The organism is Pantoea sp. MHSD4 (assembly GCF_021043305.1).
Taxonomy (GTDB): Bacteria; Pseudomonadota; Gammaproteobacteria; order Enterobacterales; family Enterobacteriaceae; genus Pantoea; species Pantoea eucalypti.
This window is the reverse complement of sequence record NZ_JAJNDH010000001.1, coordinates 756,346-781,360: the sequence shown is the minus strand read 5'-3', so window position 1 is coordinate 781,360 and position 25,015 is coordinate 756,346. Positions and strand designations below refer to the sequence as shown.

General features: G+C 53.0%; 20 protein-coding genes, 1 tRNA gene and 1 other RNA gene. 7 read left to right on the top strand and 15 right to left on the bottom strand.

The annotated features are described in order from the left end of the window. Positions 1–39 precede the first annotated feature (39 nt). The 13 genes from LQK91_RS03515 to otsB form a co-directional block, all read right to left on the bottom strand. Positions 40–1,089 carry a protein-glutamate methylesterase/protein-glutamine glutaminase gene (locus LQK91_RS03515; protein WP_003849155.1) on the bottom strand — a complete coding sequence of 350 codons (1,050 nt, stop codon included), beginning with the start codon at positions 1,087–1,089 and terminating at the stop codon, positions 40–42. Then, positions 1,089–1,961, bottom strand: a complete 873-nt coding sequence (cheR, locus tag LQK91_RS03510; RefSeq protein WP_003849153.1) for a protein-glutamate O-methyltransferase CheR — start codon at positions 1,959–1,961, stop codon at positions 1,089–1,091. Before cheR ends, LQK91_RS03515 begins: the two co-directional genes overlap by 1 nt. 80 nt (positions 1,962–2,041) lie before the next feature. Continuing rightward, entirely contained in the window at positions 2,042–3,718 is a 1,677-nt protein-coding gene (locus tag LQK91_RS03505; protein ID WP_003849150.1) for a methyl-accepting chemotaxis protein, read from the bottom strand. A gap of 105 nt (positions 3,719–3,823) precedes the next feature. Beyond that, positions 3,824–5,386 carry a methyl-accepting chemotaxis protein gene (locus LQK91_RS03500; RefSeq protein ID WP_105099090.1) on the bottom strand — a complete coding sequence of 521 codons (1,563 nt, stop codon included), beginning with the start codon at positions 5,384–5,386 and terminating at the stop codon, positions 3,824–3,826. Between the two features lie 193 nt (positions 5,387–5,579). Beyond that, positions 5,580–7,253, bottom strand: a complete 1,674-nt coding sequence (locus tag LQK91_RS03495; protein WP_105099089.1) for a methyl-accepting chemotaxis protein — start codon at positions 7,251–7,253, stop codon at positions 5,580–5,582. A 162-nt stretch (positions 7,254–7,415) separates the two neighbouring features. Next, positions 7,416–7,913, bottom strand: a complete 498-nt coding sequence (cheW, locus tag LQK91_RS03490) for a chemotaxis protein CheW (protein ID WP_003849145.1) — start codon at positions 7,911–7,913, stop codon at positions 7,416–7,418. Positions 7,914–7,936: 23 nt separating this feature from the next. After that, a complete protein-coding gene (gene cheA, locus LQK91_RS03485) occupies positions 7,937–9,919 on the bottom strand; it encodes a chemotaxis protein CheA (RefSeq protein WP_003849143.1) in 1,983 nt (660 codons plus the stop codon). A gap of 11 nt (positions 9,920–9,930) precedes the next feature. After that, positions 9,931–10,872: a flagellar motor protein MotB gene (gene motB, locus LQK91_RS03480; RefSeq protein WP_003849141.1), complete on the bottom strand. Its 942-nt coding sequence runs from the start codon at positions 10,870–10,872 to the stop codon at positions 9,931–9,933. Then, a complete protein-coding gene (motA, locus tag LQK91_RS03475) occupies positions 10,869–11,756 on the bottom strand; it encodes a flagellar motor stator protein MotA (RefSeq protein ID WP_003849139.1) in 888 nt (295 codons plus the stop codon). Before motA ends, motB begins: the two co-directional genes overlap by 4 nt. Positions 11,757–11,888: 132 nt before the next feature. Then, positions 11,889–12,467, bottom strand: coding sequence for a flagellar transcriptional regulator FlhC (gene flhC, locus LQK91_RS03470; RefSeq protein ID WP_003849136.1), 579 nt, complete (start codon positions 12,465–12,467; stop codon positions 11,889–11,891). Beyond that, positions 12,464–12,817, bottom strand: coding sequence for a flagellar transcriptional regulator FlhD (gene flhD / locus LQK91_RS03465; RefSeq protein WP_003849135.1), 354 nt, complete (start codon positions 12,815–12,817; stop codon positions 12,464–12,466). Before flhD ends, flhC begins: the two co-directional genes overlap by 4 nt. A gap of 1,028 nt (positions 12,818–13,845) precedes the next feature. After that, positions 13,846–15,282, bottom strand: coding sequence for an alpha,alpha-trehalose-phosphate synthase (otsA, locus tag LQK91_RS03460; protein WP_003849133.1), 1,437 nt, complete (start codon positions 15,280–15,282; stop codon positions 13,846–13,848). Further along, complete coding sequence (gene otsB, locus LQK91_RS03455; RefSeq protein ID WP_003849131.1) at positions 15,279–16,067, bottom strand: trehalose-phosphatase; 789 nt, start codon at positions 16,065–16,067, stop codon at positions 15,279–15,281. Before otsB ends, otsA begins: the two co-directional genes overlap by 4 nt. Before the next feature lie 454 nt (positions 16,068–16,521). On the opposite strand from otsB, the gene eptA reads away from it, so the two are divergent. From eptA to LQK91_RS03420, 7 genes are all read left to right on the top strand, one after another. After that, positions 16,522–18,150 carry a phosphoethanolamine transferase EptA gene (eptA, locus tag LQK91_RS03450; RefSeq protein ID WP_105099088.1) on the top strand — a complete coding sequence of 543 codons (1,629 nt, stop codon included), beginning with the start codon at positions 16,522–16,524 and terminating at the stop codon, positions 18,148–18,150. Then, entirely contained in the window at positions 18,150–18,830 is a 681-nt protein-coding gene (pmrA, locus tag LQK91_RS03445) for a two-component system response regulator PmrA (protein WP_003849128.1), read from the top strand. The genes eptA and pmrA overlap by 1 nt, the downstream gene beginning before the upstream one ends. Beyond that, on the top strand, positions 18,827–19,885 hold the full coding sequence (gene pmrB, locus LQK91_RS03440; protein WP_008925381.1) for a two-component system sensor histidine kinase PmrB: 1,059 nt from the start codon (positions 18,827–18,829) through the stop codon (positions 19,883–19,885). Before pmrA ends, pmrB begins: the two co-directional genes overlap by 4 nt. A gap of 307 nt (positions 19,886–20,192) precedes the next feature. After that, positions 20,193–20,759 (top strand): flavin reductase family protein, encoded by a 567-nt coding sequence (locus tag LQK91_RS03435; protein ID WP_181162200.1) that lies wholly within the window; start codon positions 20,193–20,195, stop codon positions 20,757–20,759. Positions 20,760–20,818: 59 nt separating this feature from the next. Beyond that, on the top strand, positions 20,819–21,352 hold the full coding sequence (gene msrA, locus LQK91_RS03430) for a peptide-methionine (S)-S-oxide reductase MsrA (RefSeq protein ID WP_003849120.1): 534 nt from the start codon (positions 20,819–20,821) through the stop codon (positions 21,350–21,352). A 176-nt stretch (positions 21,353–21,528) separates the two neighbouring features. Further along, positions 21,529–21,616 (top strand) — tRNA-Ser (locus LQK91_RS03425). 45 nt (positions 21,617–21,661) lie between these two features. Next, positions 21,662–21,790: non-coding RNA, RtT sRNA (locus tag LQK91_RS03420), on the top strand. A 116-nt stretch (positions 21,791–21,906) separates the two neighbouring features. Here LQK91_RS03420 and LQK91_RS03415 read toward each other — a convergent pair. Together LQK91_RS03415 and LQK91_RS03410 are read right to left on the bottom strand one after the other, a co-directional pair. Continuing rightward, a complete protein-coding gene (locus LQK91_RS03415; RefSeq protein ID WP_039660015.1) occupies positions 21,907–22,911 on the bottom strand; it encodes a LacI family DNA-binding transcriptional regulator in 1,005 nt (334 codons plus the stop codon). A 93-nt stretch (positions 22,912–23,004) separates the two neighbouring features. Then, a complete protein-coding gene (locus LQK91_RS03410) occupies positions 23,005–24,918 on the bottom strand; it encodes a beta-glucoside-specific PTS transporter subunit IIABC (protein ID WP_105099087.1) in 1,914 nt (637 codons plus the stop codon). Positions 24,919–25,015 lie beyond the last annotated feature (97 nt).

Genomic DNA, 25,015 nt, shown 5'->3' with positions numbered 1-25,015 from the left:
ATCTACTCCTGAGTTGTCTCGCCCGGCGGGACGGGCCTGTTAAATACGCAATGCCTGTCCGGCGCTAATTTTCGCCAGCATGTGCTGGCTGATGTTGCTTAAATCTACGACTTCGCTCACGCCGCCCGTGGCAATAGCCTCACGCGGCATGCCAAATACCACACAGCTGGCTTCGTTCTGGGCGATGGTCCAGGCGCCTGCCCGGTGCATTTCCAGCATCCCGGCCGCACCATCGTTGCCCATTCCGGTGAGAATGACCCCCACCGCATTTCGTCCGGCGTTAATCGCCACCGATTTGAACAGCACATCCACAGAGGGTTTGTGCCGGTTTACCGGGGGCCCTTCATTCAGTTTCACCACATAGTTGGCACCACTTCGGCCCAGCTCCATGTGCATTGCGCCTGGGGCGATATAGGCGTGGCCTGGCAAAATACGTTCACCATCTTCGGCTTCTTTTACCGTGATCTGACACAGCTTGTTCAGACGCTCGGCAAAGGAGCGGGTAAAGCCTGGCGGCATATGCTGGGTAATCAGCAGTGCCGGGCTGGTTGCCGGTAACGGCTGCAGCACATGGCGAATCGCCTCAGTTCCGCCGGTTGAGGAGCCAATCGCAATCAGCTTCTCACTACTCAGCAGCGGACCCGCTTTCAGTGTCGCCGGCACCGGCATCGCTGTGCGGTTGTGCAGGCGCGCACGGGAAGCCGCACGAATTTTGTCGCCAATCATCTGGCTGTACGCCAGCATCCCTTCGCGGATGCCGAGCTGCGGCTTGGTCACGAAATCCACCGCGCCCAGCTCCAGCGCCCTCAGCGTAATTTCGGAGCCTTTTCCGGTCAGCGATGAAACCATCACCACCGGCATTGGCCGTAACCGCATCAGTTTTTCCAGGAAATCGAGGCCATCCATGCGCGGCATTTCCACATCCAGTGTCAGCACCTGCGGATTGAACTGCTTGATCAAATCGCGGGCGACCAGCGGATCGGGCGCCGTAGCGACCATCTCCATATCCGGATGGCTGTTGATGATCTCTGTCATCAACTGCCGCATCAGCGCAGAGTCATCTACGCACATCACGGTGATTTTGCTCATCATCTTTCCTTCGTCAGTCCATAGACGGTTTGCCCACGCAGCCAGAACTCTTTACTGATCTGACTGAAGTTTTCTGAGTGTCCGGCGAACAGGATGCCGCCCGGTTTTAGCAGTGGGACAAACCGACGCAGAATCTTCTCCTGCGTCTCTTTATCGAAATAGATCATCACATTGCGACAGAAAATAGCGTCGAACTGACCCGGCAGCGCCCAGTCATTCGCCAGCAGGTTAAGCTGCGCGTAAGTGACCATATTGGTCAGCTCGGGACGCGCCCGCACCATACCGGCATGCGGACCGGTTCCGCGCAGGAAGAAACGCTGCATTTGCGCCGGTGACAGCGTGCGCAGCTCTTCCTGGCGGTAAACCCCTGCCACCGCCTTTTCCAGTACCTGAGTATCGATATCGCTGGCATGAACCTGGAACTTGCCAGGTCCTGTGCCCAGCGTTTCAGCCAGCGTCATGGCGATCGAATAAGGCTCTTCACCCGTTGACGCTGCGGTACTCCAGACGCTGAAGTTGCCCTGTCGCTTACGTGCATGCTCCGCCAGAATCGGGAAGTGATGCGCTTCGCGGAAGAACGCGGTCAGGTTGGTCGTCAGCGCATTGATAAAAGCCTGCCACTCGGCACTGTTTGGATCGGACTCCAGCAGCGCCAGGTAGCGACCAAAATCGTCGATATTCAGCGTACGCAGACGACGAACCAGACGGTTGTAAACCATCTCACGCTTGTGGTCGGCCAATACGATGCCGGCACGCTGATAGATCAGCTGGCTGATACGGCGAAAATGCGTATCGGAGAGCGGCAAACGCTGCACCATTTGCGACAGCAGTGTTGTCGTCTCATTTTGATCTAAAATCGTCGATTTTTTCATCTCTGCACCTGGCCCGAACTTTATACATTAACTGTCTGCTGCGATGCCCGGCGCTATAACAGCGAACGGACCACGGGCGTTTAAAAGGTTTCCCAGTTGTCGTCGCTGCGTGACGCAGACGAACGACCAACGGCTAACGGTGCATCTAACTGGAGAGTTTTCATCGCCGTTGTCTTGTTAACGGCCTGAGCGACAAATTCTTTACCAATATTGAACACTGAAACCGCTTGTTTTAAGTGACTTGCCTGATCTTCGAGCGCTGCAGCGGCGGCGGCTGACTCTTCAACCAGTGAGGCGTTCTGCTGTGTAACGCGATCCATCTCGGTCACCGCAAGGCCCACCTGGTCAATGCCACGGCTCTGCTCGTCTGACGCGGAGGCGATCTCACCCATGATGTCGGTGACGCGGGTAACCGCGCTGACGATGTTGCTCATGGTGTCACCGGCACTCTCTACCAGCACTGAGCCGGTATTAACGCGGCTAACGGAATCTTCAATCAGCCCTTTAATCTCTTTGGCGGCCTGGGCGCTGCGCTGTGCCAGGCTGCGGACTTCACCCGCCACTACCGCAAAACCACGACCCTGTTCTCCGGCACGCGCGGCTTCAACCGCGGCATTCAGCGCCAGGATGTTGGTCTGGAAAGCAATGCCATCAATCACGCTGGTGATATCGGCAATCTTCTTAGAGCTGCCCGCAATCTCTTTCATGGTGGTGACCACGCCATCCACCACTTTGCCGCCCTGCTGCGCGGTTTCTGAGGCAGTCAGCGCCAGCTTCGACGCCTGACGGGCGTTTTCAGCATTCTGTTTCACGGTTGCGGTGAGCTGCTCCATGCTGGCGGCAGTCTGCTCCAGCGAGGCGGCCTGCTGTTCCGTTCGCGAAGAGAGATCGTTATTGCCGATGGAAATTTCGCTGGCGCCGGTATAGATGGCGTCGGAGCCATCACGGACAGTGCGAACGGTACGCACCAGCTCCTGCTGCATGTGCTGCAGTGAAGTCAGCAATTCGCCGATTTCATTTCGTACGTTAATCTCAACCGGCTGGGTCAGATCACCACGTGCAATGTGCTGGATGTGCTCAATGCTCTGACGCAATGGACGGATCAGCACTGAACGCATCACGTTCCACACCAGAACAATCATCAGCAATGTCACAGCCAGCGTGGCAATGACAATGGTGATAGAGCGGCTGTAAGCCTGCTGGTTTGTTTTTACACCCTCCTCTGCAAGCTCTTTGTTGTGCTCAAGCCAGGCGCTGTAATCTTTCTGGAACTTGTCCTGGAAACTTTGCGTAGGCTGATCGACAAAACCTTTGAAGTTACCGGTCGTGAAGAAGACCATCAGTTCTGCCAGGGCATCGTGATAGGCCTTATAGTTCGCCTGTAACGTCAGGACGTTTTCAGCTGTTTTGCCCTTTTCTGACAGGTTATCGTTGAAAATCTGATAGCTGGTTTCGGCCTGTTTCAGCTCCTCGCCCGCCAGGGCGACCAGCTCTTTCACGCTGGCTCCCGACCCCGACATCTGTGCATCCTGCAAAAAACGGATACCGGCGCGGTTAAGGGTGTTGCGCGCCTGAACAAGCGAAACCCATGAGGTGCCCATCGCCTGTTGCAACGTATTCAGACGCTGGTTATAAGCAAAATTCTCTTTATCTGAGCTGACAGTTTTGAAAAACATTCCGCCGGAAAAAAGCTGCAGCAGCGCAAACAGCGCCAGCACACACAGCAGGCCGGAAACGACTCGTACACGACTAAACATACACACCTCATTGGTTGGCGATTCGTGTTTATTTATCGGCGGAGTCAGGGGGAACTTTATGCATGGCAGCAGCTTAAAGCCGCTGCCATGGTGAAAAGCAGAAAATCAGGCGCGGGAAATTTTGAATACGGAGACTGCCTGGGTCAGAACGCTGGCTTGCTGCTCCAGAGCGGCGGCGGCGGCGGCAGACTCCTCAACCAGAGAAGCATTCTGCTGCGTCACGCGATCCATTTCAGTAACGGCCACGCCGACCTGTTCAATACCGCGGCTCTGCTCATCAGACGCTGAGGCGATTTCGCCCATGATGTCGGTAACGCGGGTCACGGCACCCACAATCTCATTCATGGTACTGCCGGCGCTTTCAACCTGCAGTGACCCATCGTTAACGCGAGAGACGGAGTCTTCAATCAGGCCTTTGATCTCTTTTGCGGCCTGGGCGCTACGCTGTGCCAGGCTGCGCACTTCACCCGCCACTACTGCAAAACCACGCCCCTGCTCACCGGCCCGCGCGGCTTCAACGGCGGCATTCAGCGCCAGGATATTAGTCTGGAAGGCGATACCGTCGATCACACTGATGATGTCAGCAATTTTCTTCGAGCTGTCCGCAATCTCTTTCATCGTGGTGACAACGCCATTAACCACTTTCCCGCCCTGCTGTGCGGTTTCGGAGGCGGTCAGCGCCAGTTGCGACGCCTGACGGGCGTTGTCCGCATTCTGCTTCACCGTGGCGGTCAACTGCTCCATGCTGGCGGCAGTCTGTTCCAGTGAGGCGGCCTGCTCTTCGGTGCGTGACGACAGGTCGTTGTTACCGGCGGCGATTTCGCTGGCACCGGTAAAGATGGCATCTGAGCCATCACGGACATTACCCACGGTCATCACCAGAGACTGTTGCATCTCATGGATGCCTGCGGCCAGCTGGCTCATCTCATTGCGTCCCTCAACCACAATAGTCTGTGTCAGATCACCGGAAGCGATAGCACGAATCTGTGCCAGCAGCTGTTGCAGGGGCTGAATCAGCACCTGACGCAGGCCAAACCAGCAGGTAATAATCACCGCCAGTACCGCAACGCCAATGGTGGCCAGCAGCCACATCATCTGGGTGTACGCGTTGTGGTTCTGTTCCATGCCCTTGTCAGAAAGTGCAGTCTGCAGCGCACGCCATTTATTGTAACTCTCCTGCATCGCCACCTGCTTCTGTTCGATGTTCTGTTTGAACATCCCTTCCAGGTCACGCGCCTGCAGACTTTTTACCATCGCTTTCAGGCCGTTTTCATAATTGCCGTAATCAGCTTCAAGCTTGTCCCCCAGCGTCTCGTCAAGACCGGCTGTGGTAGGCAGATGGTAATAGATTTTGAAGTGACGATCGGCCTCTGCTAACTGGTTATTGGCTTTGGTGATAAGTTCATCAAGCTGACCGCCGTTCATCTGCGAAGCCATGCTGGTCTGTAACCGAAGCATGCCGCGGTTCAGCGTGGTACGGCTGTTGTTTAAGGAAATATAAGCATCTGTCATCTCAGTAACATTACGATTAGAGACCTGAGACAGCGCGAAGGAAGCTTTGTCTTTATTCAGTGCTGACCAAAAAAGGCTGCCAGAGACTAACTGGAGCGCGCCAAAGATAACCAGTATTGCGATTAAACTGGTTACCACTTTTATTTTTTTTAACATCTTGTTCCCCTGCAGGTTGATTAAGGTGCAGCGGCTATATCGGCGACCCTTCAGGATTAATTAACGCTTTTTGGCGCTTTCAGGAGAGAAGTGGCTTTTGTAATTATTTTTATCAGCATGAGCTGCTGAGTTTGGCTTTAAGCAGAGGAATAACGGGGAGTGTTGCGCATCCCTCAGGATGCGCAACGGGACATCAGAAGGTTTCCCAGTGGGTATCACTGACGGGGGCCGTCAGGGCTTTGCGGGGGATCTGCGCAACCGTGGCTGGCGCGGCAATCGGCAGATGCTTTGTCAGTGTCTGCTGCACGGTGCCGCGTGTAATGTTGAACACAGACACGGCCTGGCTTAACCGGCTGGCCTGGTCTTCCAGCGAGGCGGCCGCCGCAGCGGATTCCTCCACCAGCGAGGCGTTCTGCTGGGTCACGCGATCCATCTCAGTAACCGCCTGACCGACCTGATCGATGCCGCGACTCTGCTCGTCCGACGCCGAGGCAATTTCACCCATGATGTCGGTGACGCGTGTGACGGCACTGACGATATCGCTCATGGTTTCGCCCGCGGTGCCAACCAGCTGCGAACCGGCGTTGACCCGGCTCACGGAGTCATCGATCAATCCTTTGATCTCTTTGGCCGCCTGGGCGCTGCGCTGCGCCAGACTGCGCACTTCACCCGCCACCACAGCAAAACCGCGACCCTGTTCTCCGGCACGCGCCGCTTCAACGGCCGCATTAAGCGCCAGAATATTGGTCTGGAACGCAATCCCGTCAATCACGCTGGTGATATCGGCAATTTTCTTCGAGCTGCCGGCGATTTCGCTCATGGTTTTCACCACGCCAGCCACAACGTTCCCGCCTTTCTCTGCGGTTTCGGAGGCGCTGAGTGCCAGCTGTGAGGCCTGGCGGGCGTTTTCAGCATTCTGTTTTACCGTGGCGGTGAGCTGCTCCATGCTGGCTGCCGTCTGCTCAAGTGAGGCCGCCTGTTGTTCTGTGCGAGCGGAGAGATCATTATTCCCGGCAGAGATCTCGCTGGCACCGGTGAAAATCGCATCCGATCCTTCACGTACATTGGTTACGGTGCGCACCAGCGACTGCTGCATATCATGCAGGCTGGCCGCGAGCTGGGTCATCTCGTTGCGCCCTTCCACCACGATCGGCTGGGTTAAATCGCCCTGGGCGATATGCTGGATGTGGTTAATGCTGCTGTTCAGCGGCGTTATGACGATTTTGCGCAGGCCAAACCAGCAGAGCACGATCACCGCCACCACCGCGGCCATAATGATGGAGAGGATCCACATCATACGGGTATAGGCACTGCTGTTTTCTGCCACACCCAGGCTGGTCAGACGACTCTGGTCAGCGCGCCACTCACGGTAGAGCGTCAGAAATTCACTCTGGCTCGGTGCGACCGGGGCTTTAGCGGCCGCGACCATGTCGTTTACCTGCAGCGCGCTCTGCAGGCTGCTCAGCGCGCCCGCATAGTCTCTGAAACGCTGGTCAAGCTGGCTGCCGAGTTGCTCATCCATTCCTGGGGTTTCTGGCGTCTCTCTGAACGCCTTGTAGAAGCCCGCGGCCGCCTGCTGGAAACGCTGACTCTCTTCAAACAGCGTAGCAACATCCGCCGGTTTGCCTTCAAGTTTACTGGTGGCAAAACGCAGCTGAATGCGGGTCAGCAATACACGGCTCTGGTTAAGACTCATATAGGCATCATTAAGCCCCTGCGTATTTTGCATGGCAAGCTGTGACACGGCGAAGTTTTGCTTATCGTGACTTAATGCGGAGTAAAAGACAGAACCGGAGAAGGCCTGTAACAGCCCGAACACCAGCAACACCAGTAACAGGCTGGTGACAACACGGATTTTCGTTAACATGAGTAACCCTGAACAAAGTAGGTAATTAAAAAGTGACTCAGGGATTATCGGCAGGTGATCGCAGGAAATTAGGGAGGACGTAACTTTATTCTATGAATTTAAAGGGATTATCACATGAAGTAATTATCACGGGCCAGCCATAACTGGCCCGTGAAGATTCGATTACGCGCTACGCAGATTATCAACCAGCGCCATCTCGTCGCTGCTCAGCAGCTTTTCGATGTCGACCAGAATCAGCATGCGATCGCCCAGTGCACCCAGACCGGTCATGTACTCGGTCGACATGGTCACCGCAAACTCCGGTGAAGGTCGGATCTGATCCTGAGTCAGCGACAGCACGTCAGAAACGCCGTCAACCACAATACCAACCACACGATTTTCCAGATTCAGCACGATAACCACTGTGTTTTCATTGTACTCAACATCGGGCTGCGCAAACTTCACGCGCAGATCGATAATGGGCACGATGACACCGCGCAGGTTAGTCACTCCGCGGATAAAATCAGGGGTATTCGCAATACGTGTTACCTGATCGTAACCGCGAATTTCCTGAACTTTGAGGATATCGATGCCGTATTCTTCGTCGCCCAGCGTGAAGACCAGAAACTCCTGACCCACAGTTTCGCCAGCAATTTTTGTCACGGTTGCCATTCCATTCATGTTATTTACCCTTTCGTTATCAATCAGGCGGCAGCGCCAGCCACACGTTTTTCACGGTTAAGTGATTGCAGTGCTGAAACATCGACAATCAGCGCTACGCTACCATCGCCAAGAATGGTGGCAGCGGAGATGCCCGGCACTTTGCGATAGTTACTTTCCAGGTTCTTCACCACCACCTGATGTTGACCAATCAGCTGATCGACCAGCAGCGCATAGCGTTTGCCCGCGCTTTGCAGGATCACCACGATGCCCTGAGTGGCTTCGGTTTTAGCATCCTGCACATCAAAGACGTTCCACAACTCAACCAGTGGCAGATATTCACCACGGACTTCCAGTACGCACTCGCCACCGGCCATCGGTTTGAGATCTTCGGCACGCGGTTGCAGCGACTCCATCACCGCATTCAGCGGCAGAATGAAGACTTCATTGGCGACGCGAACGGACATGCCATCAAGGATGGCCAGCGTCAGCGGCAGCAGAATACGAATGGTCGTGCCTTTGCCCTGCTTCGAGGCGATTTCAACGTGACCGCCCATCTCCTGGATATTTCGTTTCACCACGTCCATACCGACGCCGCGTCCTGAAACATCCGTCACCTGCTCCGCTGTAGAGAAGCCTGGTGCGAAAATCAACATGCCGACCTCTTCGTCGCTCATGTTCTCATGGACTGGCAGGCCCGATGACAGTGCTTTTGCAAGAATACGTTCACGGTTCAGACCGGCACCATCATCAGAAACTTCGATGCAGATGTTGCCACCCTGATGTTCCGCTGAAAGCGTCAGGTTACCGGTTGCCACTTTACCGGCGACAAGGCGTTTCTCTGGCGTTTCGATACCGTGGTCAAGACTATTACGCACCAGGTGTGTTAATGGATCAATGATGCGTTCAATCAGGCTCTTATCGAGTTCGGTTGAACTGCCCAGCAATGTCAGTTCGACCTCTTTGCCAAGTTTGCTTGCCAGGTCACGCACCAGACGCGGGAAGCGGCTGAAGACATATTCCATTGGCATCATACGAATCGACATCACCGATTCCTGCAGATCGCGGGCGTTACGCTCCAGCTGACCCATGCTGTTCAGCAGGTCGCCGTGCGCCACCGGATCGAGTTCGCCGGAACGCTGGGCGAGCATTGACTGGGTAATCACCAGTTCGCCCACCAGGTTGATCAGCTGATCGACTTTCTCCACGGCTACGCGGATGCTGGTGGATTCGCTTGATTTAGCCGGCGCTGCAGCGCGCTTAGTTTCACGCTTCGCCGCTGCCACAGGCAGTTCGGTGACGGTCGCGGTGTGAACCTCTTCCACCACAGGTGCGGCGGGAGCGGCGACGGCAACTGGCTCAGCAACCGCGTCATCAGCGGCCGGGAAGCGAATTTGCGCTTCGTCAATGACGAAACAGAGCACCGCCACGATGTCATCTTTACCGACGCCATCAATGCAGACGTCCAGCATGTTGCTGCCCTTCTGCACATTGGTCAGCGTGCCCAGATTACTCATCTCTTCCAGCATCAAATCGACCTCTTTCTCTTTGAGATCGATCAGCTGTACACGCAGGCCGCTGGTGCTGGCGGGCTCTGCGCTGGCAGTGGCAACACTGGCCGGTGCTTCAACCGGCAGACCTTTGGCCTCTAACGCCAGCTGGCGCAGCGCTTCACAGATATATTTGAAGCTCTCCGCGTTAGGCTCCTGCGCGGTTTTATAAGCATCGAGCTGTTCCTGCATAATATCTTTGGTTTCCAAAAACAGGTTGATGATGTCGGTGCTGAGCTGCATCTCGCCGCGACGAGCACCATCCAGAATGTTTTCCAGGATATGAGTCGTTTCCTGCAATACCGTAAAACCAAAGGTTCCGGCCCCACCCTTTATGGAGTGAGCGGCACGGAAGATGGCGTTAAGCTGTTCCGAATCTGGCTCCTGTGGGTCCAGACCCAACAGGTGTTGTTCCATATCCGCTAATAGCTCATCGGCTTCATCAAAAAACGTCTGGTAAAAATCGCTGATGTCCATACTCACGGGAATCACCTCGGCTGTGAGGGGGCTGCTGTATTCACCGCGCTGCCTGGTGTTGCAGGTGCGGTAATCTGTTCAATCGCCGCCGGATCGCTGATCTGGACGGCATCACTTTCTGCGTTCTCTTTTTCAATTGCCGCTTCGGTGTCGTGGTTCAACACCAGCAGGCTAATGCGGCGGTTTACTGCATCATTCCCGCCACGATTTTTCAGGCTCATGGTGTCGGCCATGCCTAACACCCGTAAAATCTTGCCACTGTCCAGGCCGCCAATAACCAGTTCACGGCGTGAGGCGTTCGCACGGTCAGCCGACAGTTCCCAGTTGCTGTAGCCTTTATCACCGCTGGCATACTGAAAATCGTCGGTATGTCCGGCCAGGCTGATGCGGTTCGGGATGTCATTAAGGATGGGCGCTATTGCACGCAGGATATCGCGCATATAAGGCTCCACCTCGGCCCGACCGGTTTTAAACATCGGGCGATTCTGACTGTCGATAATCTGAATACGCAGCCCCTCTTCCACCATGTTGATGATCAGATGCGGGCGCAGCGTTTTAAGGCGCGGATCCGCTTCGATCAACTGGTCGAGCTTTTCACGCAAACGGTTAAGGCGAATCTCATCCAGCTTGCGTTTCTGGGCATCCATATCGACGACTTTATTAACCTCGCCAATCTTTTTGGTCGGATCATCTCCACCGCCAGGGATTGGACTGGTACTGTCGCTGCTGCGTTGACCACCGGTAATCGCAACTTTAAGGGGTGTTTTAAAGTAGTCTGCAATCTGCACCAGCTCCTGCGGGTTGGCGATAGAGAGCAGCCACATCACCATAAAAAAGGCCATCATCGCCGTCATAAAGTCGGCGTAGGCAATCTTCCACGATCCGTGGCTGCCTTCATGGCCTTTATGTTTGCGCTTTTTGATCAGCACAATTGGGCGATTGCCGTGTTTCATGAAGCCTCGTCTGACGTCTGTTTAGCCGGGTTCTTGGCGTTACGCACGTGCTCTTCCAGTTCGCTGAACGATGGGCGCTCGGCGGAATAAAGCGTCTTGCGACCAAACTCCACCGCGATTTGCGGCGCGTAACCATTCAGGCTCGACAGCAATGTCACCTTGATGCACTGCATCATCTTGGTGGTTTCCGCACACTTCTGACGCAATACTGACGACAGCGGGGAGACAAACCCGTACGCCAGCAAAATGCCCAGGAACGTCCCCACCATCGCATGCGCGACCAGCGCACCCAGCTCAGCGGCCGGACGGTCAGCAGAAGCCAGTGCGTGAACCACGCCCATTACTGCTGCGACGATACCGAATGCAGGAAGACCATCACCGACTGCAGCAATACTTTGCGCTGGTACGTCACACTCATGTTCGTAGGTCTCTATCTCTTCATCCATCAACGCTTCGATTTCAAAGGCGTTCATGTTGCCGCTCACCATCAGACGTAAATAGTCAGTGATAAAATCGACTAATTGTTTATCGGCAAGAATACGAGGATAATTAGCAAAAATTTCACTCTGGCTCGGATCTTCAATATCCCGTTCCAGCGACAACATCCCCTGCTGGCGCGACTTCGCCATCAGGCGATAAAGCAGCGCCATTAAATCCATGTAAACGGCTTTATTATATTTGGAGCCGCGAAATAATTTAGGCAGCGCTTTCAGCGTTTTTTTAATCGACTTGCCATTGTTGCCGACTAAAAAAGCACCCGCACCGGCACCGCCGATCATTAATAATTCAGCAGGCTGATAAAGCGCGCCAAGATGGCCACCTACCAGCGCATATCCGCCCAACACGGAGCCTAAAACAATCAGGTAACCTATAATTATCAGCACAAAAAATCCTTACGTCCGTAACGTGTTGGTGGAAGTTAAGCCAGAGAGCTGCAGGTGCTATTCCTGAACCGCAAGCAAAAAAAAAGCAGCGGTATTAACCGCTGCTGGATGGCTTCCACAATGCGAACAAATTTAAACGGCGTGTTTAACCTGTTCATCCAGCAGTTGTGGAAATATATCGGCAGGTTCTGCAGAAAGTTTACGTCTTTTTACGGCACGTGATGGCGGCTGGCACAGGCTGCAGGTAAAGCTGCCAACCGGCTGATGCGCATGGTTAATAAAGCTGCCGCTGCAGCTCTTACAATCCGCCAGTTCCAGCATACCGCTATCAACAAATCGGACCAGGGTCCAGGCTCGAGTCAGCGCCAACAGTGGGCCCTCGTCCGATTGAGGACACTGTTCAAGATACAGGCGGTAAGCTTTAATCACGGCATCTACGCCGCTGCACAGGCCAGTTTTCAGTAAAAACTTCCAGGCGTTACAGAACATCGAAGCATGGATGTTCTGCTCCCACGTCATAAACCAGTCCGTGGAGAACGGCAGCATGCCTTTCGGTGGCGGACTGCCACGTAATTCTTTATAGAGCTTGATCAGACGACCACGACTGAGCTGGGTTTCACTCTCTAACATCTGTAAGCGTGCACCCAGTGTGATCAACTCCATTGCGAGCTGAATATCACGTGCTTCCTGAACAATACTTTTCTCACTCATGACATTGCTCTCTTTTTAGCAGGCGCATCATCTTTAGACGCATTACGCAGTAAACGGCTGGATAATAAAATTCCTGTATGGATTTGCTGTAAATCATCCACGCGAGATTCCTGCGTCAGCCGACTAATGCTGCTGCTGTCGGTAAAACGAAACTGACAAACCAGTTGATTGGTTTCTGCCATTTTTACCATTTCAGGCAATGTTAATTCAGATAATGCGTTCGCCATTTTCTCGTCAATGCCGAGGCGAAACATCGCTGAGGCTTTATCCTGGTTAATTAAGCGCTGTGCCAGCAGTAAATAAGACAAGTTGAGATCGTAAATATGTTTCAGTACTTCAGAGGTGCCCATTATTTTTCCATCCTGAGAGATGCGACGTAACTGTATCGCAGATAAAACTCTGCGGTTCGAGCTGCTGTTTGTTAAATCAAAAGATGGCAAAAAAAACTTCACATATAATTAATGTCACCGTTTTCGCCTTCTGTTTTTTGTGGGTTTCAGACCCACCGAAGGTCGAAAATCCATGCCATTCTATTTTCGAGTTCTGGACATCTTCCGTGACATCTTCTTACGTTTTTTAGGACTAATCCGAAAACAAGGCAAATCTATATCGTCTGATTTCGACATACAACGACAGTGACGCGTAATTTTAGATAAAGTGTGACGCAGATCACACTTTTAAGGCAAATTTCTTCAGCAACCCTTTACGATTTCTTACCGACCGGTCATTTTTTGATCAAAAAAGAGCAATTTTAAGTCCAATTGGTCCTGAGAAAGGTTTAATAGGGGGTAAAATCATCGCTATTCGACGCTTTGAGCAGTCCGGAATGAATATTGGGTGTTAATCGTTTTAACACCCTATTTAGAACCAGCCAAACACGCGTTATCAGAAGATTGTGCTGGCAGGCGGTGCGCGTAATTGCTGTTAAATTAGTTACTTAACGGGAGTATCGCAGAAGGTAAGTAATGAAACCGTTAAGGTTTATACGGCAGTACGCGAATTTTCTGACAACGGGTGTTAACAGTTGCAGGGATGTGTCCGGGCTGAGATATCCGATGTAACAAGGGGTTACATAAGAATGTCGAATGAATTAACGAGGAGTTATAGGTTGGCACTAACACTATCGGCAGCCTGTCGGAAAACTTGAGTAAAGAAGGTAAATAAAGCGGCAGGGGCCGTGCTGACGGGGTTCGGGACATGGTGGGTGTTGCAGGGATCGCGGAGATTGCAGGAATCGCGCCACTCTGCGCACTCACGCGTGCTTACCACATTCGGTCCTTAACAGATGCGGGGCGGCTTTTCTGTGAGCGGTACCAAAAAAAGCAGCGAAACCCTGACTCGGGTATCGCTGCTTTTATCATCTTAACCTGGACTCAGATCAAGCCAGTTTTGGGAAGGTTGCAACCTTGTTGGCCGTGTTGTGGTCAACGCTACGTGGGTCGATGCGTTCCAGGTCTTTCAGGAAGCTTTCACGCCATGCGGTAATATCATTCTTACGCAATACCGCCATCATGTCGTTGTAGCGTGAAATCCTTTCGGTACGCGGCATGGTAATCGCCTTGTCCAGTGCGGCGGCCACTTCATCACGGTCATAAGGATTGACTATCAGCGCTGAGGTCAGCTCATTTGCTGCCCCGGCAAAGCGCGACAGCACCAGTACGCCTGGATCGTCCGGGTCCTGCGCAGCAACATACTCTTTGGCCACCAGGTTCATCCCATCACGCAGCGGCGTCACCAGACCGACATCGGTGAGGCGGAAGATCTTCATCAGCAGGCGACGGTCGAAATGCTGGTTAAGATAGTAGAGCGGGGTCCAGCCCAGCGTTCCGTACTTACCGTTGATGCGCCCTGCTTCGGTCTCCAGCTGATGACGGATATCCTGGTACGCCTGCACATCGCCACGCGAAGTTGGGGCGATCTGCGAATAGCGGATCTTGCCGCGATGCTCCGGGAAGTTTTCCAGCAGCGCTTCATAAGCCAGGAAACGCTCCGGAAGACCTTTGGAATAGTCGAGACGTTCGCAGGCAATGATGTTGCGCGCATCGCCAAGCTCTTTCTTCATGGCAGCCATTTTCGGCGGCAGCGGTCCTTCGGCCATCTCTTTAATGCTGTCTGGCTCAATCCCGATCGGATACACCTCCGTCATAAAGGTGTTGCCAAAGGCACGATGCTTTTTGTCGCCCTTATTCTGTAACTGCGTGAGCTGGCTGACGCTGTCAAGGAATGCCACCCGATCGGATTCGGTCTGGAAGCCCAGCAGGTCATACTCACACAGCATTTCCAGCAGCTCTTTGTGTGGTGGCAGCGCGTTAAAGATTTCAGGCGTCGGGAACGGAATATGCAGGAAGAAACCGATGCGGTTATTGATGCCTGCGCGACGCAGTGCGGCGGCAAACGGTAAAAAGTGATAATCGTGGATCCAGACAATATCATCAGGCTTGATCAGCGGTTTTAAACGCTGCGCCACCGAATCATTGACGTCGCAATACCCTTCCCACGCTTCACGCTGGAACTGCACCAGGTCGAGGCGATAATGGAAGGCAGGCCAGATCACTGTATTGGAGAACTGACAATAATAGAGATCGTAATCGTTTTGGCTCAGCGGGAACGAGGCATATTCGATACCTTCATGTTCCTGAACCTTGACATCCTCTACCTCCTCGCCAGTGAACTCGCTGATTTCACCGTTCCAGCCAAACCACATTCCACCGGTGCTTTTCAGAGCATCGAGAATGCCTACGGCCAGGCCGCCAGCACTGGTTTTAGACCCATCTGGCATGGCGACACGGTTAGAAACAACCACTAAACGACTCATAACCTAAACTCCTTACCGACGTTGTCTTGCTCTAATAGTAATAATGTTTTTTCCAGCCAGCCGTAAACCGCATCGACATCACTTAGCCGATAATCGGCCTGGCTGAACCCTTCGCCGACTTTGACAGAAACGCCCTGTCGTTCGTTGACGGCCAGAAAGCCCTTCTCATCAGTGAGATCGTCGCCAATAAAGACCGGCGTACGTCCGGCAAAAGGGGACTGCTGCATAAAGTCGCCTATTGCGGCGCCTTTATCGATACCTGCTGGTTTGATTTCTACCACACATTTTCCCGGCTGAAGCGCCAGTCCCGGGAAACGCTTTACTGACTGTTCGGCCAGTCGCATGACATCCTGCTCATGCTGCATCGCCTGACGATAATGAAGCGCAAAGGCCATGCCTTTGATCTCCAGTTGAGTGCCTGGCCACGCGGCCATGGCCGCCTGCAGTTCGGTTCTGAGCGGTTGCTCAACCTCAGCTGGCAGGCTGATGCGATGCAGATTACCCTCGGCATCACGGCGTTCAGCACCATGCACACCCGCAGCCGGGCCGTGCAGAGGCGCGGCCAGCGCATCAAGTTGTTCTATGGGTCTGCCAGAAACCAGCGCAAGTGCACCCTGTGAGAGTGCAGACAGTCGCTGCAGTTGCGCAATGACCTGCTCAGGAATAAATACCGCTTCGGGACGGGACTGTATCGCTGCCAGCGTGCCGTCGACATCAAAAAAGAAGGCGTATTGCCCGCTGCTTAATGTCGGGTACCTGGCATGGGTATCTGCCGCTTGAGTCACGTTACTTCTCCTGAAAATCGAATTTTAATAAAACATTGAGTTAAAACAAGAATGTCCTGACGCAGTCAGGTCAGCAAGCGGGAAATTCTGATAAAACGGTGATTGAGGGATAAAACGCGGTGATTGAATAGGTCACTCTCCTCAAACTTGCAAGCGCATTGCTGACAATACTGGCTAACTGAGAACATCTTCACATTAAGTGTAGTCATTAACAGGGGTTATGCCAGAAAGATGCAGTTTTCATGCCAGCCGCTGCGGTTAAGACAGCATAACAGCGCACTGCGCATCTGCTTTTTTTTAGCTTTACGGGCCGTCGCCGATCCACTGTTCGCTGCGGCCGTTGTTGTATCGCTGCCTGACCAGCCAGCCACATTCAAACCTTAAGTTTCTTAAGGTATTCCTAATATTGAAAGTGCATTCTCGTGACACTTTTATTACTTTGGTTCCTGCTCACATGGCGTTAACCCTTAAAAGGCCGCTAATCAGCCGCCTTACGTTGTTGATTCTGGCTGCGGTTTACATCGCGATTTTCCTTAATATTGCTTATTACCGTCAGGTTCTGACGATAATGCCGCTGAACGACCTGCATACCACGCTGGTGTTTTTATCGATGCCGCTGGTCGCCTTTAGCGTCATTAATATCGTAATTACACTGGCCTCGTTCATCTGGCTGGATCGCCTGCTGGCTGCGCTGTTTATTCTGCTCTCCGCGTCGGCACAATATTTTATTCAGACCTATAACATCGTGGTCGATCGCTCGATGATCACCAACATGATGGACACCACGGCTTCGGAATCTTTTGCGCTGATCACGCCAAAGCTGCTCGTGACCCTGCTTAGCTCAGGGGTGCTGATGGCGTTGCTGGTGTTCTGGCCGCGAATCAAAAAGCAGCGGTGGCGCGGCGTGCTGGCGCGACTGCTCAGCGTGCTGCTCTCAGCCGCACTGATCGTGCTGGTCGCCCTGCTCTTCTATAAAGATTACGCCTCGCTATTTCGCAACAACCGCGAGCTGGTTAAAGCGCTTAGTCCTTCTAACAGCATTGCGGCGACGCTCTCCTGGTATAAACACGAGCAGCTGCAGAACGCGCCGCTGATTCGTATCGGTGAAGATGCCCACCTGCAACCCAGCCGCAGCAGCGGCAAGCCGAATCTGACGATTCTGGTGCTGGGTGAAACCTCACGCGCGCAAAACTTCTCGCTGGGCGGTTATGGCCGTCTTACCAATCCCTTACTGGCGAAAGATGATGTGATCTATTTCCCGCACACCACCTCGTGCGGCACCGCTACGGCGGTTTCCGTGCCCTGCATGTTCTCTAATATGCCGCGCGCACATTATGATGATGTGCTGGCCGCGCACCAGGAAGGATTGCTCGATGTCATTCAGCGTGCCGGGATCAGCGTGTTGTGGAATGAGAACGATGGCGGCTGTAAAGGTGCCTGCGATCGTGTTCCACATCAGGATATGACCAGCCTGAACCTGCCTGGTATGTGCATTGAGGGTGAGTGTTATGACGACGTGCTGTTCCACGGTCTGGATGAATACATCAGTCAGTTAAATGGCAATGCGGTGATCGTGCTGCACACCATTGGCAGTCATGGTCCGACTTACAGCCATCGCTATCCGCCGCAGTTCCGTCAGTTTGAACCGACCTGTGATACCAATCAGATACAGGACTGTTCGCAGCAACAGCTGATCAATACTTATGACAATACGCTGGTCAATGTGGATCATATTGTCGATAAAGCCATTAACGTACTGCGTGCGCATCAGGATCGCTTCACCACCAGCCTGGTCTATCTGTCAGACCATGGCGAATCGCTGGGTGAAAACGGGGCTTACCTGCATGGCCTGCCCTATGCTATTGCACCGGATACCCAGAAACATGTGCCGCTTCTGATCTGGCTTTCCGATGATTATCAGAAACGCTATGCCGTTAATCGCAGTTGCCTGAATAAACTGGCGGCGACAGACGAATTTTCACAGGATAATCTGTTTTCAACCATGCTGGGATTAACCGGCACCGCGACTCACGAATATGTGCCAGCGGATGATATTTTGACGTCGTGTCGGAGCCAACCTTAATGAAGATACTGATTGTTGAAGATGATGCTCTGCTGTTGCAGGGTCTGATACTGGCGCTGGAAGGTGAAGGCTATGTCTGTGATGGCGTGACGCGCGTGCGGGACGCTGAAGCGCACTTCGCCAGCGGCCTCTATAGTCTGGTGGTGCTGGACCTTGGCCTGCCGGACGAAGATGGCCTGCATTTTCTGATACGACTGCGTCGCCAGAAGCAGATGACACCCGTGCTGATTCTGACCGCGCGCGACACCATCAACGAGCGGATTGCCGGACTCGACGCGGGTGCTGACGACTATCTGATTAAACCGTTTTCGCTGGATGAGCTGCTGGCGCGTATCCGCGCATTGATCCGCCGCCATGTTAATCAGGGCGACAGTCATGTCAGAGTGGGTGCGCTGGCACTGGATATGACCCATCGCCAGATTATGCTTAATGACGTGCTGCTGGATCTGACACCTAAAGAGTTTGCGATTCTGTCACGGCTGATGCTCAAGGCTGGAAATCCGGTGCACCGTGAAATTCTCTACCAGGATATTTACAACTGGGAGACCGAGCCTTCTACTAATACGCTGGAAGTACATATCCATAATCTGCGTGACAAAATTGGTAAAAGCGCGATTCGCACCGTGCGTGGCTTCGGTTATGCGCTGGTAACGCAGGATGGCGTTCGTGAGGCAACATGATAAGAGGTTTCGATCACCGTAGTATGCGCTTTCGCCTCATTCTGGCTATCGGCCTGATTCTGCTGGTCTTTCAGATCATCAGCGTGATCTGGTTATGGCATGAGAGTAAAGAGCAGATTCAGTTTCTGGTGGAAGCGCAGTTGCAGAAACGTAACATGGACAGTCACGTTAAACGTGAAATTCATGAAGCGGTAGCCAGCCTGGCGGTGCCTAGTCTGGTCATGATTACTCTGACGCTATTGCTTTGCTATCAGGCGGTAAAATGGATTACCCGGCCGCTTTATCAATTGCAGCGTGAACTGGAGAGTCGCAGCGAAGAAAATCTCGAGCCTGTCGCCTGTTACAGTCAGGTCCATGAGATCGATGCCGTGACCCAGGCGATCAATCAGCTGGTCGCGCGTCTGAACAGCAGCCTCGAGCGCGAGCGGCTGTTCACTGCTGATGTGGCGCATGAGTTGAGAACGCCGCTGGCGGGATTACGCCTGCATCTGGAATTAATTGAGCGTAATAGCGATGTCAAAGTTCAGCCGCTGGTGCAGCGCCTGGATCAAATGACACACAGCGTGTCGCAGTTGCTGAATCTGGCGCGTGCCGGGCAGTCGTTTACCTCTGGTACCTATCAGAACGTCGGGCTGATCGAAGATGTGATCCTGCCGATGGAGGCGGAGCTGAGTATCATGCTGGAGGCGCATCAGCAGACGCTGTTGCTTGATTTGCCGCAGGAGCAGTTTGTGCGCGGTGATGCCACGCTGCTGAAGATGTTGTTGCGTAATCTGGTAGAGAATGCTCATCGCTACAGCCCGGATAACAGCACGATCAGTGTGCAGCTGCTCTCTGCTCCCGACCTGATGTTGGTGGTGGAAGATGAGGGACCCGGTATCGATGAGAGTAAAAGTGGCGAGCTGAGTAAGGCATTTATCCGCATGGACAGTCGTTACGGCGGTATCGGACTTGGGCTGAGCATTGTCAGCCGTATCGTCCAGCTACACCGGTTTCAGTTTTTCCTGGGGAATCGTCGCGACCGAAGCGGGTGTCGGGCCGTCGTTAAATTTTAAGCAGTAAACCAGGCTGACAGGAAAAGAACAACGGTGGCTGCGGCAATCAGGAATGCAGCATATTCACTCATCGGACGTGAAGCAGTAACAGGAAGAGAGACAGGTACAGTTTTCATAATATTATCCTCACTTAGAGCGGGCAGTATCGCGACTGCATATTAAGGAAACCTTAAGGTCGCGATACTGCAGTAAAATGTCAGCGCTCTTCCCTCCGCTATCAACCTCGCATTTCTGACCATTGAGGCTCCTGCTCTCCGCGCCGGGTGCTCTACACTTAATGGCACCCTTACGCTAAAGGAGTTATGTCATGAGCCAACGCATGCACAAATATGCTTTCCCGGTCAGTAAAGCCCGTAAATATCTTGAACCCGGGCCGGTGCTGCTGCTCAGTTCACAGTACAAAGATCACCATGACATCATGACGCTCGGCTGGCACACCGTGATGGAGTTCTCGCCCTCCCTGGTCGGCTGCGTGATTGCCGGCATGAATCACAGCCATGAGCTGATTCGCAATAGCGGTCAATGCGTGCTGAATATCCCTTCGGCCTCACTGATTGATGAAGTTGTAGGGATTGGCAACAGTCACGGCGACCAGCTGGATAAGTTCGAGGCTTTTGGCCTCACGCCAGAACCGGCTCAGGTCGTGGGCGCACCGATGATTGCCGAATGTTTTGCCAGCTTTGAGTGTCAGCTCTATGACGATTCGATGGTCGCTAACTACAACCTGTTTATTTTTGAGATCGTGAAAGCCCATGTTGCTGAGCAGCCGGAATATCCCACGACTCTGCACTACACCGGCGAAGGCCGGTTCAGCGTGATGAGCGAGAAAATAGTGGACAGGAGCAGAGATTTTAAACCGGAGATGCTGATCTAGTTGAAAGCGGTCTGTCGCGCCCCCATTCACCTCTTTCGACCTGACAGGAGTAAATTATTATGGCTATCGAATATGCAGTTATCGCCGGCGGCTGTTTCTGGTGTACCGAAGCGGTGTTTAAAGATGTGATCGGCGTAGAGTCGGTTGAAAGTGGCTATACCGGTGGTGCCCGTCCTAATCCGACTTATGAGCAGGTCTGCAGTGGTGCAACCGGTCATGCAGAAGCCATCCGCATTGGCTTTGACCCGGAGAAAGTGACCTACGGCGATCTTCTGGATATCAGCTTTGTGACGCATGATCCGACCCAGCTTAACCGTCAGGGCAATGATATCGGCACCCAGTATCGCTCGGCGATCTTCCCGGCCAACGCAGAACAGGAAGCAGAAGCGCGCGCCGCCATTGCCCGTGCTCAGGCTGACCATGATGTGCCGGTGGTAACCACCATTGAGCCGCTGAAAGAGTGGTACCCTGCCGAAGCCTATCATCAGGATTACTGGGAAGGCGCGGGCCAGCGCAACGGCTACTGCATGGCGGTAATCCCACCGAAGCTGCAGAAACTGCGCAAAAGTTTCGCGAATCGGGTGAAGAGCTGATTTAGCCTTTAACGAAGCAAAATATGCGACATAAATCCCCGGTTTTATGTCGCAGTAAATCGATTCGTTCAGAGCTTAAGCGAATAGATCAAAAGAGAAAAATAGTGCTTGACCCTTTTCAGCCGACTCCCTATAGTACCGCCCCGTTGACCCAGCGCGGTCGGCGAAGTAAATGTGGTGAGGTGTCCGAGTGGCTGAAGGAGCACGCCTGGAAAGTGTGTATACGGCAACGTATCGGGGGTTCGAATCCCCCTCTCACCGCCACATTCTGAAGAAGAGCCTGAACGTTTGTTCAGGCTTTTTTTTTGCATATTGCACTGAGAGAGGGGTATGAGAACCCCCGCCGGGGTTCGACAACGGGCCATGCCCGCTGGACAGCGGAGCCTGCGACGCTGCCCGAAGGGTGAGCGCAGCGAATCAATCCCCCTCTCACCGCCACATTCTGAAGAAGAGCCTGAATGACGGTTATTGTGAGAGCCGCACACCTTTAAATGCAAAGTCACAGCCTTAAATTAACGCATGGCAGACACAAGTCCTGGCGCCTGCCACCAGCATCACACCGCCACAGCCTGCGGCGTCACTGAATCCCGGCTTACCAGCGTTCCCTGATGAGAAGACGGGACGCTCTCATCGGGATGCAATAAAATCTTAATCGCATCCTGTATCATTTCATCAATAGGCACACGAACAGTCGTTAGAGAGGGTGTGTAATACTTTCCAATCACTGAGTCATCAAACCCGGCAAGTGAAATATCGCCAGGTATAGTTTTGCCCGCGTCCTGAAACGCTTTTGCCACACCAATGGCCATGTCGTCATTGGCCGCCAGCACGCAGGTGAACGGAATATTGCGCGCTAATAGCTGGAGTCCGGCGTCGTATCCACTCTCTGTGCTCCAGCTACCCTGCACCACTAATTGCGGATCCGGGTCGATCCCCGCGTTCAGTAGTGCATTACGATAGCCCTGTAAACGACGCTCACCTGTCGGTGAATCATTGCATCCCGATATAAACGCAATCCGGGTATGCCCATGCGCCAACAGATGCGCCATCATCTCTTCACTACTGCGCTGATGGTCGGTGAACACACAGTGGCGTCGATTTCTGATGAGTTCACGATTAATGACCACTATCGGCGTCTGAATTTTATCGACAATATCATCCAGCTCAGTGACTGAAAGATACTTGGGGTAGAGCATAATCGCTTCGCAACGGAGCTCAATAAGTAAGTCAATCGCATTGCGCTCGTCCTGAGCACTGTGTTTACCGTCCGCGAGCACCAGCTGACGGTTTTGTTTCTCGCTGAGCGTTGCCGCCTGATAAACCAGGCTTGAAAAAAACGGCCCGTTGTACAATCCGTTAGTGATAACCAGCCCAATCGAATGCGTTTTGTTAGTAGAAAGATTTCGTGCCAGCAGATTGGGTCGATATCCCGTATCAGCTACAGCCTGCATAATTCTGGCTTTCACCTCTTCCCGCACAAAAACCTTGCCACTTAACGCACGCGATACGGTGGCTTTTGATACACCAGCCACCCTGGCGATGTCCTGTATTGTGACCATTAAGGAACCTCAATCATTGGATGGCTTAAACCACCCAGGCTGAACCAGGCTGTAAAGTGAGATACACATTAATCGTATCGACTAAAACCTGGGTCATTTAACCTGTGCGCGCCCAGCCCCCTCTCTTTGTGTCATAGACATCAGCGGCATCCCTGGCCCGATGGGACCCTGAGACTGATATTCTGTTAAAATAAAGTCTTCGCTATTCACCACCAGGACGGGTGTTGTCAGGTCATAGCCTTCACGTTCAATGCAGTCTTTGTCGAATTCAAGAAGTGGCGTACCTGCTTTAACCACATCCCCCTCTTTTACCAACGGTCGGAAATATTGCCCCTGCAACTCGACCGTATTTAATCCAACATGGATCAGCAATTCGGCGCCATTATCACACAATAACCCGATGGCATGATGGGAAGCGATCAGGGATTCCACCCTCGCATTACAGGGTGCCACCACTTTTCCCGCGGCCGGCTTAATGGCGATACCGTCACCCATCACCTTACCGGCAAAGACCTCATCAGTAACACTTTCCAGCGCGAGGACCTCTCCTTTTAACGGGCTAAGAATATCAATCGCCTGACCACTCGCCGCTGTGGATGTTGCCTGCGGGGTGGATGCCAGAGGCGCAGACTCTTCTTCATCGATGGGATCGTCGAAGCCTACAAACTGCACCATCAAAATAGTCAGCACTATTGTCGTACCCGCACCTGCAAGCTCACCAATAAACGACATCGGCGCATCAGGACTGATGGCATTAACCAGCGTAAACAGACCCGGCAGTGCAGCATACGCGTAGTAAAGGCTACCGAACAGGCTGGCAACAACGGCACCAATTGCCCCGCCAATACAGCCACAGATAAAGGGTTTTTTAAAGCGCAATGTCACGCCATAAATCGCCGGCTCAGTGATGCCAAAAATAGCGGTGACGCCGGCAGAGAGCGAAGTTGCTTTTAACTGCGCGTTGCGGGTTTTCAGAAAGACACCTAACACTGCCGCCATCTGACCGATAACCGCGATAGTCTGATAAGCCTGGAAGGAGTCATGACCCTGCGTATCGAAGTTCGCCATAATGACGGGCGTAATACCCCAATGAACGCCAAAAATAACGATTATCTGCCAGATGCCTCCAATTACCGCGGCGGCCAGCATGGGCGCAGCATGGAACAATGCGTTATAGCCATTTGCTACCGCCAAAGCCGCCCATGTGGTAATCGGACCAATAACGATCAGAGTCAGCGGCACAATCACCACAAAGCAGATTAATGGGGTAAAAAGCGGACTGATGACTTCTGGTAACCACCTGACTACACGATGTTCAAGCCAGGAGAGTGCCCAAACCAGAAACAAGGGAGGTAAAACTGAAGAGGTATAAACTGTTTCAGAAAGCGGGAAGAAAAGGAAATTGATGCTTTCTCCCCCGGCAATGCGCGCTGCCAGCGAAGTCCAGTCCGGACTAATTAACGCACAACAACACAGGACAGCAATAAACGGGTTACATTTAAAATGCCGTGCGGCCGTAATCGCGATAAATACGGGCAAAAAAGCAAACGGCGTCCAGGACATGAAGTTGAGTAAAGCAAATGTACCGGTTGTTTTAATATCAACATTAATCAAACCCAGAACAATCAGCAGTCCCTGAAGGATACCTGCCGCTGCAAGAATATAAACAATAGGCGCAAATACCGCCGACATCGTGGCAATGACCGCATCCAGTTTGCGTGTTTTTCCCAGCTGTTTCGGTGTTCCTGTCTCTTTAACCAGGCCGGACATTGCATTAAACACATCGGCGACATGGGTACCGATCACAACCTGAAACTGCCCGCCACTCTCAACTACGGCAATGACACCTGACAGACGTTGCACGTTACGCTTCGCCTCAGCGGGCGTTTTAACAAGCACCAGCCTTAAACGCGTGGCGCAGCGGGTAAAACTTTGGATATTCTCTTGCCCACCAACTTCATGAAGAATATCGCTTGCTAACTTATTGTAATCCCTGATGCCTGTCATATTTTTTCCCTTTCATTGTCACTGACTACACCGTCTGAAAAAGTGAAAATATTTGCATGGCAATCTGGAAACCTGCCATGCAACCGGTTTCACGGTA

Coding starts and splice junctions, on each gene's coding strand:
- flhC (WP_003849136.1), bottom strand. CDS start 12,467: ATGAGTGAGAAAAGTATTGTTCAGGAAGCACGTGATATTCAGCTCGCA.
- flhD (WP_003849135.1), bottom strand. CDS start 12,817: ATGGGCACCTCTGAAGTACTGAAACATATTTACGATCTCAACTTGTCT.
- LQK91_RS03410 (WP_105099087.1), bottom strand. CDS start 24,918: ATGACAGGCATCAGGGATTACAATAAGTTAGCAAGCGATATTCTTCAT.
- msrA (WP_003849120.1), top strand. CDS start 20,819: ATGGCTATCGAATATGCAGTTATCGCCGGCGGCTGTTTCTGGTGTACC.
- LQK91_RS03500 (WP_105099090.1), bottom strand. CDS start 5,386: ATGTTAAAAAAAATAAAAGTGGTAACCAGTTTAATCGCAATACTGGTT.
- motB (WP_003849141.1), bottom strand. CDS start 10,872: ATGAAACACGGCAATCGCCCAATTGTGCTGATCAAAAAGCGCAAACAT.
- cheR (WP_003849153.1), bottom strand. CDS start 1,961: ATGAAAAAATCGACGATTTTAGATCAAAATGAGACGACAACACTGCTG.
- LQK91_RS03515 (WP_003849155.1), bottom strand. CDS start 1,089: ATGAGCAAAATCACCGTGATGTGCGTAGATGACTCTGCGCTGATGCGG.
- LQK91_RS03435 (WP_181162200.1), top strand. CDS start 20,193: ATGAGCCAACGCATGCACAAATATGCTTTCCCGGTCAGTAAAGCCCGT.
- pmrB (WP_008925381.1), top strand. CDS start 18,827: ATGATAAGAGGTTTCGATCACCGTAGTATGCGCTTTCGCCTCATTCTG.
- LQK91_RS03505 (WP_003849150.1), bottom strand. CDS start 3,718: ATGTTTAGTCGTGTACGAGTCGTTTCCGGCCTGCTGTGTGTGCTGGCG.
- otsA (WP_003849133.1), bottom strand. CDS start 15,282: ATGAGTCGTTTAGTGGTTGTTTCTAACCGTGTCGCCATGCCAGATGGG.
- pmrA (WP_003849128.1), top strand. CDS start 18,150: ATGAAGATACTGATTGTTGAAGATGATGCTCTGCTGTTGCAGGGTCTG.
- LQK91_RS03415 (WP_039660015.1), bottom strand. CDS start 22,911: ATGGTCACAATACAGGACATCGCCAGGGTGGCTGGTGTATCAAAAGCC.
- cheA (WP_003849143.1), bottom strand. CDS start 9,919: ATGGACATCAGCGATTTTTACCAGACGTTTTTTGATGAAGCCGATGAG.
- eptA (WP_105099088.1), top strand. CDS start 16,522: ATGGCGTTAACCCTTAAAAGGCCGCTAATCAGCCGCCTTACGTTGTTG.
- cheW (WP_003849145.1), bottom strand. CDS start 7,913: ATGAATGGAATGGCAACCGTGACAAAAATTGCTGGCGAAACTGTGGGT.
- LQK91_RS03495 (WP_105099089.1), bottom strand. CDS start 7,253: ATGTTAACGAAAATCCGTGTTGTCACCAGCCTGTTACTGGTGTTGCTG.